Annotated in this window: 16 protein-coding genes; 4 read left to right on the top strand and 12 right to left on the bottom strand. The window is 44.8% G+C overall.

Features of this window, described 5'->3' with window-relative positions; all coding sequences use genetic code 11:
• Positions 1-32 precede the first annotated feature (32 nt).
• The 5 genes from Xbud_RS06510 to Xbud_RS06490 all read right to left on the bottom strand — a co-directional run bounded on the left by Xbud_RS06510 (position 33) and on the right by Xbud_RS06490 (position 4,586).
• Positions 33-785, bottom strand: a complete 753-nt coding sequence (locus Xbud_RS06510) for a cache domain-containing protein (RefSeq protein WP_099135297.1) — start codon at positions 783-785, stop codon at positions 33-35.
• Between the two features lie 53 nt (positions 786-838).
• A complete protein-coding gene (locus Xbud_RS06505; RefSeq protein WP_099135296.1) occupies positions 839-1,576 on the bottom strand; it encodes a FadR/GntR family transcriptional regulator in 738 nt (245 codons plus the stop codon).
• A 53-nt stretch (positions 1,577-1,629) separates the two neighbouring features.
• Positions 1,630-2,403, bottom strand: a complete 774-nt coding sequence (locus tag Xbud_RS06500) for a nuclear transport factor 2 family protein (protein ID WP_099135295.1) — start codon at positions 2,401-2,403, stop codon at positions 1,630-1,632.
• A 15-nt stretch (positions 2,404-2,418) separates the two neighbouring features.
• The gene (locus tag Xbud_RS06495; protein ID WP_099135294.1) at positions 2,419-3,849 is read right to left on the bottom strand and encodes a gamma-aminobutyraldehyde dehydrogenase; all 1,431 of its coding nucleotides are present in this window, start codon (positions 3,847-3,849) and stop codon (positions 2,419-2,421) included.
• A gap of 269 nt (positions 3,850-4,118) precedes the next feature.
• Positions 4,119-4,586 carry a MarR family winged helix-turn-helix transcriptional regulator gene (locus tag Xbud_RS06490; RefSeq protein ID WP_099135293.1) on the bottom strand — a complete coding sequence of 156 codons (468 nt, stop codon included), beginning with the start codon at positions 4,584-4,586 and terminating at the stop codon, positions 4,119-4,121.
• Positions 4,587-4,738: 152 nt separating this feature from the next.
• Here Xbud_RS06490 and Xbud_RS06485 point away from each other — a divergent pair, with 152 nt between their 5' ends.
• From Xbud_RS06485 to Xbud_RS06470, 4 genes are all read left to right on the top strand, one after another.
• Positions 4,739-5,194 carry a hypothetical protein gene (locus Xbud_RS06485; protein ID WP_099135292.1) on the top strand — a complete coding sequence of 152 codons (456 nt, stop codon included), beginning with the start codon at positions 4,739-4,741 and terminating at the stop codon, positions 5,192-5,194.
• A gap of 164 nt (positions 5,195-5,358) precedes the next feature.
• Positions 5,359-6,105 (top strand): bifunctional NADP-dependent 3-hydroxy acid dehydrogenase/3-hydroxypropionate dehydrogenase YdfG, encoded by a 747-nt coding sequence (gene ydfG / locus Xbud_RS06480; protein WP_099135291.1) that lies wholly within the window; start codon positions 5,359-5,361, stop codon positions 6,103-6,105.
• Positions 6,106-6,234: 129 nt separating this feature from the next.
• Positions 6,235-6,597 carry a DUF1283 family protein gene (locus tag Xbud_RS06475; RefSeq protein WP_099135290.1) on the top strand — a complete coding sequence of 121 codons (363 nt, stop codon included), beginning with the start codon at positions 6,235-6,237 and terminating at the stop codon, positions 6,595-6,597.
• A gap of 33 nt (positions 6,598-6,630) precedes the next feature.
• Positions 6,631-6,972 carry a DUF1161 domain-containing protein gene (locus Xbud_RS06470; RefSeq protein WP_244589865.1) on the top strand — a complete coding sequence of 114 codons (342 nt, stop codon included), beginning with the start codon at positions 6,631-6,633 and terminating at the stop codon, positions 6,970-6,972.
• 60 nt (positions 6,973-7,032) lie between these two features.
• On the opposite strand, the gene bioD is transcribed toward Xbud_RS06470, so the two are convergent.
• From bioD to Xbud_RS06435, 7 genes are all read right to left on the bottom strand, one after another.
• The gene (gene bioD, locus Xbud_RS06465; RefSeq protein WP_099135289.1) at positions 7,033-7,596 is read right to left on the bottom strand and encodes an ATP-dependent dethiobiotin synthetase BioD; all 564 of its coding nucleotides are present in this window, start codon (positions 7,594-7,596) and stop codon (positions 7,033-7,035) included.
• 120 nt (positions 7,597-7,716) lie between these two features.
• Positions 7,717-8,937, bottom strand: a complete 1,221-nt coding sequence (gene mlc, locus Xbud_RS06460) for a sugar metabolism global transcriptional regulator Mlc (protein ID WP_099135288.1) — start codon at positions 8,935-8,937, stop codon at positions 7,717-7,719.
• A 347-nt stretch (positions 8,938-9,284) separates the two neighbouring features.
• The gene (gene efeB / locus Xbud_RS06455) at positions 9,285-10,577 is read right to left on the bottom strand and encodes an iron uptake transporter deferrochelatase/peroxidase subunit (protein WP_099135287.1); all 1,293 of its coding nucleotides are present in this window, start codon (positions 10,575-10,577) and stop codon (positions 9,285-9,287) included.
• Positions 10,574-11,473: an EfeM/EfeO family lipoprotein gene (locus Xbud_RS06450; protein ID WP_099135286.1), complete on the bottom strand. Its 900-nt coding sequence runs from the start codon at positions 11,471-11,473 to the stop codon at positions 10,574-10,576. Before Xbud_RS06450 ends, efeB begins: the two co-directional genes overlap by 4 nt.
• A complete protein-coding gene (locus Xbud_RS06445; RefSeq protein ID WP_099135285.1) occupies positions 11,463-12,302 on the bottom strand; it encodes an FTR1 family iron permease in 840 nt (279 codons plus the stop codon). Before Xbud_RS06445 ends, Xbud_RS06450 begins: the two co-directional genes overlap by 11 nt.
• A 22-nt stretch (positions 12,303-12,324) precedes the next feature.
• Positions 12,325-12,663 carry a cupredoxin domain-containing protein gene (locus tag Xbud_RS06440; protein WP_099135284.1) on the bottom strand — a complete coding sequence of 113 codons (339 nt, stop codon included), beginning with the start codon at positions 12,661-12,663 and terminating at the stop codon, positions 12,325-12,327.
• Positions 12,664-12,741: 78 nt separating this feature from the next.
• Positions 12,742-13,296: an iron transporter gene (locus tag Xbud_RS06435; RefSeq protein ID WP_099135283.1), complete on the bottom strand. Its 555-nt coding sequence runs from the start codon at positions 13,294-13,296 to the stop codon at positions 12,742-12,744.
• Positions 13,297-13,596 lie beyond the last annotated feature (300 nt).

Below are 13,596 nucleotides of genomic sequence, written 5' to 3'. Positions count from 1 at the left end.
GCCTTCTGACGTACCGCATGACCAGCCAGGCTTCAGCAAACAAACGCCTTGTGTGATTTAGTGTGTGATGACGGCAAGATCACCAAACGCAGTGAAGGTACTTCACCCTCGGCCGATCGGTTAACACCTTGGCTTTTCAATAGTGAACCTGCACGCACTCCCGGCACTGTCGAAGTCACGACACGCGCATCATTATTAATAATCAATGCTGGCTTACCGATAGCGCCCAAAACCGGCAGAAGTAACCGGTCCAGTGTTGACACCAGCATATCCACCGCTGCAACACCGACAAACTCCTCACCGATAAGTACTGGATGGGCTATCGTAATCGTGTAGGCACCATTGCAGACATAATCCACATAGGGGCCGTCAATGACGGGAAGATGGCGACTGGCCGGCTGACGGAACCATTCAAATAATCGGAAATCCAGACGCCTACGCTGCTCCTGATTGTGTTCCAATTGCGCATATTGAATGGTATTCCCTTCCTGACGCCACCACTCCAGCGTCCAGTACCCTTTCTCTTCCCCAATTACCTCCGTTACCGCATAGCTGGCAAACCCTGCCCCGTTACACCAAGTGTTGTTACGCAATACTTCGTGGATATGTTTTTGTAATGCGCCGCGCTGCTCCTGCGCTAATCGGATGCCTTCGGTATGATATAACGGCAATTTTAATAAAATACGCGCTGTCTTATCCGCTAAAGCTGCGGTGGCCTGCTGCGCCGCGACCAGGATATCGTCCAGGATGCTCCTGGCCCGCTCTACGTGTATGTCGTTGTACATATGCCTCCCTCTTTCCTGGGATGAATGCAGCCGCCTTACTCGCGATCAGATCTCTACAAGAACAACGCATCAGTATCCATACGAAATTTGCATTCAAGCAGGTGGTCGGTAATTCGGGTAATCATCTCTTGTGCCAGCTGGTAACAAGCGAAGTCATCCCCCTTATACAAAGCCGCCAAGAGTGTACGCCAGGCGGCAACAACTTCACTGTGAACGGCAGCTTCTCGGTACAGAAGCTCCATCAAAGGGACCCATTCGGCCTGAATCTCTAGCTCCTGATTGGCAAGCCTGGCTGACTGTGCCTGGGATGCCAGGGTTAACAGACAACGCATATCTGCTTGTATACGGGCGTCCGGTTGCGTCGCGGCGGCAAAGCTGTCGACCAGCTGCTCAAGCTTTCTCAGTTCATCCGGCGTTGAACGTTGAGCCGCAAGCCTGGCGCTGTGGCCGATCACAGCACAGTGAAACTCGCTGAAATCCGCCAGTTCACCTGAAGCTATCAGCCGCAACGGGTGATATTTCCGCATTATCTCAACGGAAACTTGGCACACAAAACTACCACCATGACGCCCGCGCCGAGTCTCAATCAACTGTCTGGCACGTAGTGTGTTCAGGGCGTCACGAACTGTGACCGGTGACACACCTAATAACCGCGACAGTTCGTTTTCATTAGGCAACTGCTCATCGGTCTGTAATATCCCGGAGATGATCGCGTTGCTTAAACGCATCACAACCTGTTCGGTCCGGGTAGCCTGATCAAGCGGTGCATAGACGATGGAATATGCTGTCATTCTCTAATTCCTGATCGAAATAACACGGGATTTCAGCATGTCTGCAAGCAACGCTAAAAAATACCGTAGCGATGCAACGCCTGCGTATCCTCTGGTACTGGGGTTATAGCATCCCAAAGTTCAGCCACTTGGCCGTTCTCAACACGCCATAGCTCAAAGTAACTGTGACGTGCTTCAACAATACTTCCTTCCGAATGGGTCAGAACAAACTGCCCGTCAGCTACTGTGCGGTGGATTTTTGCATAATGCAGGCCTCTCCCTTCATCTTTGAGTTGCTTAAGAAACGCAATGACCGCAGCCGTACCATCGGGAATATCGGGGCTGTGCTGGCGGAACTTTTCACCATTGGTGTAGTTCCAAAACTCATCATAGTGCCCTTCGATCAGGGTACGCGTGAAAAAGTTAACCACCAGTTCACGGTTTTTCTCCCTGTCATGGCTATGGCCCGTTTCAGTCGGGCCATCTAACTGAGTTCGGCCACTAGCATTGGGCGCGGACTGTGGCACTAAGCCGTCCCAATGCTCCACAATTAAACCATCGGCAACCCGGTACAGATCAAAGCCGACCAACGGCTGATCGTCTAACCCCGTAAAACGGCCGTGGATAGCAACCAGATCACCATCCTGTAGTACACGATAAGTTTCATGGTGCAGTTCAGGATGTGCCTGAACCAGCTCACGCAATCCGGTAAGACCATCTTTGACCAACGGCGAATGCTCAATGAAATTCGGCGCAAAATAACGCTCAAGCGCTTCCACATCACGGCCAGTAAACAACTCGTGGTGCGCGTGCGACACCAAGTCGCGCGGAGATCTATTTTGATTCATTATGGATGTCCTGTATCAGTCGTTGGAACTCATCACGTGTTTAATACGCGTATATTCATCGAAACTATAAACCGACAGATCTTTACCGTATCCAGAGTTTTTAAAGCCACCATGCGGTGCTTCTGCCGTAAGAGGAATATGTGTGTTAATCCAGACCGTTCCAAAATCAAGCTCACGCGACAAGCGCAACGCACGACCATGGTCGCGGGTCCAGACACTGGAGGCCAGCCCATATTTGACATCGTTAGCTTTCTCTATGGCATCCTGTTCGGTTAGGAACTTCTGTACTGTGATAACAGGGCCAAAAATCTCGGTCTGAATCATTTCATCGTGCTGCTCCAGACCGGTAATCACCGTAGGTTCAAAGTAATATCCCGAACGATCGGCCTGACGGCCTCCTGTTTCGATACGGGCATGAGCGGGCAGACGCGCAATAAACCCTTTAACCTGCTCCAACTGACGAATATTATTAAGCGGCCCATACAACGCCTCTTTATCTTCTGGATCACCAAAACGGATGGCCTTAGCTGCTGATACCAGTTTGGTAATGAAGATATCGTAAACAGATTCATGCACCAGCACACGTGAAGCTGCTGTGCAATCCTGACCGGCGTTGAAGTACCCAGCGGTAGCAATGGTTTTGACCGCTTTCTCTATATCCGCATCGGCAAAAACAACCACCGGTGCTTTGCCTCCCAACTCCAGATGCGCTCTGGTGAGATTAGCCGCCGCTGAAGAGGCAACCTGCAAACCTGCACGCACGGAACCAGTGATGGAAACCATAGCCGGCATTTTGTGTGAAACTACCAGAGCACCCGCGCTGGCATTACCCAACACCACGTTGAAAGTGCCGGCAGGAAAGAGCGGAGCGGACAATTCAGCCAGTAACAGAGTACTCTCCGGTGTAGTGTCGCTCGGTTTAAGCACCACAGCATTACCCGCTGCCAGAGCAGGTGCTATCTTCCACACCGCCATCATCAACGGATAATTCCATGGGGTGACCTGCCCCACCACGCCCAGCGGTTCACGCCGGATGCTGGTGGTCATACCGGAAAGATATTCAGCAGTAGCCTTGCCTTCCAAAAAGCGAGCTGCACCAGCGAAAAAGCGGATATGATCCACCGACGTCGCAACCTCCTCAGAGGCAATCAGGTGCTTGACCTGCCCTGTATTGCGGCTTTGCACCTCAATCAGACGTTCAGCGTTTTTTTCTACCGCATCAGCCAGTGCTAGCAACGCTTGCTGGCGTTCTGAAGGTGTGCTGCGTCCCCATATTTTGAATGCCGCTTTAGCCGATGCATAAGCATCATCAACATCCGCCGCGCTCGCGTTAGGAGAACGCGCGTAAGATTTACCAGTGACCGGACTTACCAGATCAAAATATTCGGAACCTTTAGATTCGATATACTGACCATTAATAAAATGCTTGAGAGTTGGTATCGGCATTGCTACCTCCTGGTGGACTGAAGATAAAATATAACCTATGATTTAATATATTTAATGGTTGTGTTATCGTCAAATTTGTAGCAAAAATGTAAAAATCAAGATGATTTAGATACATACATGCAACTTTCAGCATTTCCATCAAGAAAAATATGCAAATCTGTGAGTAAGATCGAGGATTTCCATATCATCAGTGAAAAACAGGTAGATTGGTGATAATGCAGGCGATGTTCTCGCCTGCCATGTTTGGTTATGATTTTAGTCTCCCGGAATTATTCTTCTGTAACTTCTTCATTTAGCCTGCTGCGGAGTATTTTCAAAACATGGTTCATGGTATGGATATCTTCCAGTGATATCCCTTCTGCCAGTCGATTCATCCATGGCGCTTCCAGCGCCATGGCATGACTGAAAGCCTTACGACCATTTTCCGTCAATACAACCAGATATGCCCGCTTGTGATGAGGATTTTGTACAAACTCCACTAACCCTTCTTTTTCCAACTCATTGATGAGGCGCTGCACATTCTGTCGGTTCATGCCCATATCTCTGGCCAGCCATGCGACAGGCTGAGGATTTTCAGCGGACACAATTGTTCCCAACACCTGCCAGCGGGCGCTGGTCAAGCCAATATTGGCTACCAACCGGTTTCCCTCGGTCAGCAAGCTGCTAGCCACCCTGAATAAATTAAGTGCCGAGGCACTTAATGCTGCGCCAGCCGGAGTTCTATTCATTTCTTTCATATTGTAACCTGTAAAATAGTTTGACATCATTAATTCATATTGACATTATAGTGTCAATATGAATTAATTGTCATAATAAAAGTTAATTTGTGGCGGTATCAGGATCAAATATCCCAGTACCAAAATCTTCCCTTATACCCGATTGGTGAAACATGCGTACAACAATCATCCATAGTGTTTCCGGTACACTGGCCATGCTTCTTATTGCTACATTCTGGACATCCACTGTGATTTCGGAACTATTTTTGGATACCACAGCAGTAGTGGTAGTCAAACATTGTATCGCATTTTACGGGCTGGCAAGCCTTGCAATACTGATGGCTATAACAGGAGGTTCTGGATTTTCGCTGAGTAAAGACAGGAAAGGTCGCCTGATCGACGAAAAGAAAAAACGCATGCCGATCATTGGCATCAACGGGCTACTGATCATGATCCCAGTAGCCATATTTCTGAATATAAGGGCCTCTGAAGGGATGTTTGACACCTGGTTCTACACAGCTCAGGCTTTGGAGCTGGCAACAGGCCTTGTGCAATTAACTATGATGAGCAGAAATTTTCAGGCAGGCTTACGACTTGCAGGGCGTTTACGAGTAAAAACTCCCCGCTGATCAGTTTGTTCTCCATTTTCATTTACACTTATTATGAGCCCGTAAAGATGGAGTACGGGCAACCTACAAGCTGTTTCAGATTATTTTATTACCTGGAAGTTTCCCCGCAATCCTATTAAATTACCAAATGGTTCTTCTAATCTATCTACAAAAAGAGGACAACTATGATTGTTTTTGTGACAGGGGCGACAGCTGGTTTTGGTGAAGCGATTACACGAAAATTTATTCAACATGGCTCTATGGTCATTGTCACAGGGCGTCGTAAAGAGCGTCTGGATAAGTTAAAAGAAGAATTAGGTGAAAATATTTATCCTATCCAGCTAGATGTAAGAGATCGAGCCGCAATCGAGCAAACTATACGGGAATTACCCGATAACTTACGTAATATTGATGTTCTTGTGAACAATGCTGGTCTTGCATTAGGGCTAGAGCCAGCATATCAGGCCAACCCTGATGATTGGGAAACCATGATTGATACTAATACAAAAGGTTTGGTGAACATGACCCGAAGCTTGTTGCCTAAGATGGTAGAAATCAATCACGGTCATATCATTAATATTGGTTCAATAGCAGCAAGTTGGCCATATGCGGGTGGTAACGTATACGGGGCAACAAAAGCATTTGTAAAACAGTTTAGTTTAGGGCTTCGTGCTGATTTGCTAGGAAAAAATATTCGGGTAACGGATATTGAACCAGGGCTGGTTGGAGGGACAGAGTTTTCTCAGATTCGCTTTAAAGGTGATAATGAAAAAGTGAATAAAACTTATGAAGGTGCTGATGCCCTGACCGCTGATGATGTTGCAGAAGCTGTATTTTGGGTTGCGAATCTACCTGCCCGCGTCAATATCAATACATTAGAAATGATGCCGGTTTGCCAAACATTTGCAGGTATGAATGTACACAGGAATTAATATTCCATCTTTTGATGAATCGTTAGTGCTATAGGTGTTATTTTATACCCGATATAACGTAGATTTCTAATATTGATATATTTTATTTCGGGTATCACTCAATGAATACTTTATGAAAGAGGTTAAAACATGAATATTCATCATTCCTTAATAGCCAAGATTATCCCTGTGATTTCTCTCCTTTTGCCATTATTTTGGCAGACACCTGCTTTTTCCAATCCTTGTACATCAAGTAATTGCATCACTATCAATGGTGGGGGTGAAAACTCAATGACCAAAGAAGATGCTCGACAGAGCAAGGAGGAATGGAACGATCAACGGTCTCTACGTAATAAGGTTAATAAACGTAGGGAAAAAGATTTTAATAAACATGAAATTGACGTTGACAATCGTGATGCTTGTTTGAAAAACTCTAACCTGAATGCTTATTGGGAACCGAACACAAAACGCTGTCTGGATATCAAAACAGGTCGCTCTATTGACCCCGAATAAGCCACACCGACTTCAATAAGATAAGGAGATAAGGTGAAAAAACTCTTGCTAACCGGGGCTATGTTTATTGCTGCTTTTGTACCTTCTGTCACACAAGCTTCGCAAGATCTACAAAGCCAAAACTCACAAAATATAGTGAGTTCACAAGGTATAAGTTCACAAGGTATAGTAACGTGCGAAAGTCTGAAAGAACAGATTGCCCAAAAAATCATTAATAATGGTATTAAAAAAACGGACTTCAGCCTTGAAGTTGTTGCGAGTGATCAGATGGATTACGGTAGTGGGAAAATTGTCGGAAGCTGTAATCGTGGTAAACAAAAAATTATTTATACCCGATTCACTCACTCCGCTGACGAGAAAAAGTCCGCTAACTAACACAATTAAAAAAACAAAAAGGGAGTATATGTTAACTCCCTTTTTTGTTTCCATTTTTTCTTAATTACCAAAAGATAAAGTATCAAATGCCGAGATAACTGAGATATCCAGATAATGAGACAAATCCCGCTCTTCTGGCCTTAAAAGATAGGGAATTTCACCTAATTGAGGGGCTGGTATATGACAACGTAACCTCTCTAATACTATTGCATAATGTGCCAATCCAGGATTAATACGATTGGGTATCCAACCAATCAGTGGTAACCCGTCACTAATAATCGATTGGGCAGTCAGAATGGCATGGTTGACACATCCGGCTTGGATCCCAACGACTAAAATAACAGGCAGTTTTTCCTTCATTACCCAATCAGAATAGAACGCATTATCTTGTGATAATGCACGCCAGCCACCCTCTCCATCAACAATTACGCGGTCTGCTTTATGACTCAATTTGTTAAGACAGTTTGTCATTTGAACAAAGTCAATTTGACTTTCTTCCCTTGCAAGAAGTTCATATCCTACTGCGGTTGTCCCTTCATGATTAAAGATTTGCAGTAAAGCGCGGGTAACAACTGTTTTACCGATGTTGGTATCCGTGCCTGTAACAAATAAGCGCGTTAACATAAATTCATTTCCGTGGTAACAGATAAACTGGCTACTAAAGTTTATAGCGAGCAGACTTGAAGTGTAGGAGATGTGTTTGGGACAGGGATTGCGTTAGCTCAATGTTTTATCAAATGTGTTCTATCCTTGCATGATTTCGAGCAGCAACTGACCACTGTATAGTGATTGCTTAATCAATGATGCCGCTGGCAGAGTTCCTGAATTAGTAAATTCAGTAGCAACAATATCAACTTTTTGACTGTATCCCGGAAGTGAAAGCTGAGTGATTTTCTGTTGAATGACAGGATAAAGAATATGTTGCGCTGCATTCAGCGGCGAACCAATCAGTATTTTGTCAGGATTGAAAATGTTGACCATAATCGCCATGATATCCCCGATTCTCTTCCCAACATCACGGATAATTTCTATTGCAAGAAGATCACCTTGCTGTGCAGTCTGACAAAGCCATTCAACTGTCAGAGGTGTTTTTGTAGACATTAACGAATCAGGCTGTTTTTGAGCTAACTGCCGTGCTTTTATCAAAATGTTTTTGATGCCGACAACAGTTTCCAGGCAACCAGTATTACCGCAATAGCAATGTTCACCATCAGGCTCGACTTGCGTATGCCCTATTTCGACAACACTTTGATTTCCTGCATGAAGTATTTGCCCTGCTGTCATAATACCGACACCGACATTGTCATCAATGACAACCTGGATAATATTCTGACAATTCTTCCCTGCCCCGTATAAAGATTCTGCAATTGTCCACGCAGTAATGCCATGCTGCAAAAAAATAGGCACTCCGATACACCGATATAAAAATGACCCAAGAGGAAGGTTCTGGATATTGTAATACGGTGAACTATGAACAACTCTATTAATCGGATCAACAATCGCATTAGTGGTAATACTGATAGCAGTCAAACGCTCAAGACGAGATTGATGCCGAAAGAAAAAATCATCAATCAGGGCAACAAGATCGTCCAGAAAATCTTGGTTTTCGGATGAAAGAAATGGTAATTCTTGTTCAGCAACCAAGTTGTTGCTTAAATCCCGAAGCCCAAATGCGACGCTACCATTATCAATACGTATACACAGAAATTGCCACCCTTGACTATCAATTTTCAATCCGGTCGCTGGACGTCCACGAAACCCCAAATCAGGAAACTCGACTTCTTTCACTAAGTGAGCATCCAGCAGCTCTCGTGTAATCTTCGTAATACTGGCAGGAGCCAACTGCGCTTTTTTAGAGAGTGCAATACGTGAAATAGGTCCATATTGATCAATCAGACGATAGACCAGACCGATATTAATTTGCTTAATCTGGTCAACATGGCTTGGCTGTACGTCCACACTCACTGTGCCTCCCGCTATTTAATTTGCGCCTCTAAATAATTAGTAACGATTATGTCGCGGTTTAAAGCAGAAGGTATCCGTTTGAAGCAAAAATGTGATCTTTCACACGAACTTCTCGTGATTGTTACTTTTGATTAACAATTTGCATCAATAATATTTGAGAACAAATGTTGTGTTAAACGCTCTGTTGCTGGAGTGAATCGGTATATAAAGGAAATCATGTGGGTATTAGTAGAAATTCAACTATCTCTGATGTTGAAATAGAGTGAACTGTCAATATGCATTGGGCAAAACTGTATTTATCAAAAAGGTGTATCGAATCGTTATTGCCCATGCATGCCTGTTATAAATTAAGTGAGGGCGCGAGCGGCTCGGATCAGACTCTCTCCAAGATAATCATACTTGGATGATATACCCGGTAGAACCAGATAGTAGCCACCGCCGAAAGGTTTAATGTAGCGCTCTAAGGGCTCACCATTTAACCGTTTTTGGGTATCAATAAAGCCTTTTTTCAGGTCATTTTGGAATGAAACAAAAATCAGCCCCATATCGAGTTGCCCTGTTGATGTTAACCCAAGTGAGTAACTATAACTGCGCCGACGTAATTTGGAAACATGCCGTTCGGTTGTTCGAGGCTCCGCTCGACGCATATGGGAGTCAAATAACACCCGATCGCCATGTGGATCACGATTAAACTCGGGGTCGTCGTGCTCATGCTGCTTTCCCATCGGCGCCCCGCTCGCTTTATGTCGTCCAAAATCATTCTCTTGATCTTCAAGCGGGGTTCTATCCCAAAATTCCAATGCAAAGCGGATGAGACGAACGGCTTGATAACTGCCATTTTCTATCCACGCAGGTTCTTTTTTCGTAACCCAGACGAGGGAGTTCATTAAGTCATCATCTTTCGCATCGGCATTGCCTGTGCCATCTTTAAATCCAAACAAATTGATAGGCGTTGTTTTGCATTCAATATCGCGAGCAGGTAAAAAACCATCTATCTTCCAAAGCGGTGCAACCTTTCCCGATAGCTGACGCAAAACATCACGTAATGCATAAATCACAGTTTCTCGGCTATTGGCACACAATTGCAGTAAGAGATCACCGCCACACCACGACGCTTCTAAGCGGTCATTTGGGAACGCGGTCATCGCAACAAATTTTTCCGGTTTTAGCGAGGTTAACCCAAAACGGTTATCAAAGAGCGAATGACCGAGTGAAATCGTCATGGTTAAATCATCTGCCGCTAAATAACTACCGAGAATCCCAGATTCTGCTGGCGGCATACGATCATTCGTGATTTTTTCCGCCTGCCGGTTTTGCGTTAATCGAGCAATACATTGTGTCAAGCGCTTAAAAACGTCTTCAACCTCATCAAGCGTGGAAACTGTTAAATTCAGCGACAAAAAAATCGCTTCTTTTTGTTCTGGCGTGATCACGCCCGCCTGATGTTTTCCTAAATAAGGAATGGTATGTGTGCGGCTGAGGTTGTCACATGTTTTCGTTTCCGGTATCGCCATTGTCGGTAAACTCAGCGTCCCACCGGATAACAGAATGCTGCCTGCTCCTAGCCATTTCAACGTCGTGCGTTTACTCAGCGAAATCGATTCATTCTCACTGGGGATCGTGTTTTTTTCGTGTTTCATGGTTCGTTCCGGTATTTATAATACACATCTATCTTCAATGCTGTCCGCAGTCCAGACAACGCCTCCGCTAACTGTGTCAGTTGGGCGTAAAGCTGTTGTTTATCCCGATGAGAGAGTTGCTCATAATGGAAATATTGCCCTTGTGCAGAGCGATAATTCGCCATCACGGAATCAAGCGTATCAAATTGCGTATTGAGTGATGTCACTATTTCAGAGGGTAAAAATGGCGCCAACCCGTCAACTATCCAGCGCGCACCTTGCAAATTTGCCGCAATATCCGCCAAGTCACTGCGACTATAGCGGTTTTCATCACCGCCGAGTTTTGTCTCTAAAATAAGCTCAATGCTGTCATCCGCGGATTGCACTAATTTTGCTATCGGGAGCGTTTCCACCGCTACACGCTGTTTTAAATCTTGTACATTACGCAGTAGCGCTTGCGTTGCTGCCAAAGCATCCGATTTATCGTTCGTTGAAAACAGTGCGTATTCAACACGATGAAAACCGATAAATTTCGGATCGCGCTCCTGTTCAAGAAAATAACTAGCGTGGGGGTTAATCACACGATCTGCATGACCAAAAACAACAACCACCGCGCGGATCGTCTCATAATCATAATGAGCCTGAATATACGCTTGCTGCGCCGCTTGCCAATTTCCTGCGTTTAATGCACCTTGCAATGTTATTAACTGCGCTTCAATGGCCGCCACTTGTACGCCCATCGTTTTCATATAGGCCGCAATCATCGGTTGATATTGCGTCGGTGTAGGAATATCCCCTTTGGCAATAACGATTTCATTACCGATGTTTGGAAGCCCCGCACGATACTTTTCCGCCCCCGCGCCTAAACTCAATAACAGTAATAGTGAAACAGTCATTCTCAACGTATTACGTAGCATGACGATGCCCCCGACGACGGAATAACGCAATCACGATGACCCAATAAACGGCAAACGTCAGCACACTTACCCCAATAGGTTGCGCCCGATACCCAAACAGGGTAGCCATAAAATTCCCTATCAACCCTGAGTCATCTAACCAATTGCTGGTATCCCATAATGGGTAGATGAGAAAATCATTCAGCTCAATATCGTGTTCTAACAGCACATTGGAAATCTCTTCCACGCCTTTGAGAAGCAATGAACATGCTAAGAAAAGCAGTACGATACCAGTGATACGGAAAAACCATTTCCACGCAATTTTTTTATAGCTAAGTAAGAACAAATGCAATGTCAGTGCAGCTATCACGATCCCTAATACTACTTCCCCCGTAAACGACCACATGGAATCTCGCGTTAGCCCCATCACGATACTGGAGAGAAAAACAACGATTTCACTACCTTCACGCGCAATCGCGATCGCGACGATAAACAATGCTCCCCACCAAGAGTGGTTTTGTGCGCTACGAACCATTTCGTGTTCAATACCCGATTTAAGTGAGGCGCTGTGCTGGCTCATCCAGTACACCATTTGTACGATAAGGACACAGGCAAAGAGCGACATCCCAATCATAAAATAGGTTTGTCCGCTGTCATCGAGCACATTAAATACGCCGTAAATTAACAGGGCTAAAAAGAGGGATAAGGCCCCCCCAAGTGCGACACCGCTCCATAAATAACGGCGCCCTGCCTCTGCATCAGGGTGTTGTTTGATCCACGCATAAATAATGCCGACTACGAGTAGCGCCTCAAAGCTTTCGCGCCATACCACAAAAAGAACTTGTCCCATACCATATCCTGCAACCAAATGATTACTCAGCTATTATCTCACCGACGGGGTGCGCGAGATGAAAATCATCAAAAAATGTATATTTTCCCGGTTTAAGCGGTGCTATCACCACCACCGAGCTCGCACCGGGCGCCAAGACTTTTTCTTTACGCAATTGCGTGCTTTCAAATTCAACAGGCTCCGTACCGGTATTGCGAATTTTGATCCGAACGGGCGTTTTCGCAGGCACATTTAACACCGGTGGAGTTAACTTACCGTTATTCATTTCAAGTTCAATGGTAAATTTTTCAGCGGCAATCACCATGGGCACATAAATCAACGATACGACCGCGATGCACAGAGTGAAAATGAATGATTTCATGATAAACCTCGACGAGAGCGTGACGTCCAATGTCTAATAACAGCGAGCGCTTTATTATTGCTCGCTGTTTCCAATAACTTAATAACTGCCTTTGCGACCCGTTCCGGCGTAATCGAAGTCCCACGAAACACTAAATGGTTCGAACCATGCCGCCACGCCAGTTTCTTTATCGATATGACGCCCGAATGTAACCTCATCATTCATACTTGGCGGGGAAATACGATATTCCACACGGTATTTTCCATAACCATTCAGTTTCAAATTTTCACCATAGTGAGGACCATCGCTGGCGACCATTGCCATAAATGTGCCGGATTGTGTTTTTTTCGGCTCATCTAACTTAGTAACCTTATAATCGACTTTCAAATATGGGATCCAATCCCCTTCGGCAAAACCATTTGGATTCTCTTCGACCGCGTGAATATCCGCTTCCAGATGAATATCGGATTTTTCAGCCGCCAGATGGTGCATTTTATGTTTGCCTTCCATCGACATGGTGATCGGTTGCAAGTAAACACCTTGAATTTCCATGCCATTTTTGATAACTGGTTGCCCCAGAGGATATTCCAACGCCATAGCCGATGTTGATACCACTCCCAGTAACGCTGCCGCGACACTCATCCCAATACGCATTTTGATACCTCGTTGTTATTGTGCAAATAGTGATATTAATAATAATCATCATCACTTTTGTTATTCAAGAAAAATTGTTATTTATACTAGATTTTTTCAATGTCATTTGTGACCCCCAGTGAATTAAGCTTGGGGCTCCTATTTTGTTATTATGCAGGTTCAAGTATATCAGGAACATTAGGCGGAATGTTTTAGTCATTTTATCAATGGAATGGTGTTGCCATTTTTATTTCATTATTAACAATACTTACTTTTTATTTAGGAATGAAGCTCAATAAATTAACAGCATAAAGTTTAATG

This window comes from Xenorhabdus budapestensis, assembly GCF_002632465.1.
Classification (GTDB): domain Bacteria; phylum Pseudomonadota; class Gammaproteobacteria; order Enterobacterales; family Enterobacteriaceae; genus Xenorhabdus; species Xenorhabdus budapestensis.
Note: the sequence above shows the minus strand (reverse complement) of the source record. Positions and strands in the feature narration are given on the sequence as shown.

Excerpts from the sequence above, each read along its gene's own strand:
- Xbud_RS06435 (WP_099135283.1), bottom strand. The coding sequence starts at position 13,296 with ATGCGTATTGGGATGAGTGTCGCGGCAGCGTTACTGGGAGTGGTATCA.
- bioD (WP_099135289.1), bottom strand. The coding sequence starts at position 7,596 with ATGTTAACGCGCTTATTTGTTACAGGCACGGATACCAACATCGGTAAA.
- Xbud_RS06440 (WP_099135284.1), bottom strand. The coding sequence starts at position 12,663 with ATGAAATCATTCATTTTCACTCTGTGCATCGCGGTCGTATCGTTGATT.
- Xbud_RS06500 (WP_099135295.1), bottom strand. The coding sequence starts at position 2,403 with ATGAATCAAAATAGATCTCCGCGCGACTTGGTGTCGCACGCGCACCAC.
- Xbud_RS06445 (WP_099135285.1), bottom strand. The coding sequence starts at position 12,302 with ATGGGACAAGTTCTTTTTGTGGTATGGCGCGAAAGCTTTGAGGCGCTA.
- Xbud_RS06475 (WP_099135290.1), top strand. The coding sequence starts at position 6,235 with ATGAATATTCATCATTCCTTAATAGCCAAGATTATCCCTGTGATTTCT.
- efeB (WP_099135287.1), bottom strand. The coding sequence starts at position 10,577 with ATGAAACACGAAAAAAACACGATCCCCAGTGAGAATGAATCGATTTCG.
- Xbud_RS06505 (WP_099135296.1), bottom strand. The coding sequence starts at position 1,576 with ATGACAGCATATTCCATCGTCTATGCACCGCTTGATCAGGCTACCCGG.
- Xbud_RS06490 (WP_099135293.1), bottom strand. The coding sequence starts at position 4,586 with ATGAAAGAAATGAATAGAACTCCGGCTGGCGCAGCATTAAGTGCCTCG.
- ydfG (WP_099135291.1), top strand. The coding sequence starts at position 5,359 with ATGATTGTTTTTGTGACAGGGGCGACAGCTGGTTTTGGTGAAGCGATT.
- Xbud_RS06450 (WP_099135286.1), bottom strand. The coding sequence starts at position 11,473 with ATGCTACGTAATACGTTGAGAATGACTGTTTCACTATTACTGTTATTG.
- Xbud_RS06485 (WP_099135292.1), top strand. The coding sequence starts at position 4,739 with ATGCGTACAACAATCATCCATAGTGTTTCCGGTACACTGGCCATGCTT.
- Xbud_RS06495 (WP_099135294.1), bottom strand. The coding sequence starts at position 3,849 with ATGCCGATACCAACTCTCAAGCATTTTATTAATGGTCAGTATATCGAA.
- Xbud_RS06510 (WP_099135297.1), bottom strand. The coding sequence starts at position 785 with ATGTACAACGACATACACGTAGAGCGGGCCAGGAGCATCCTGGACGAT.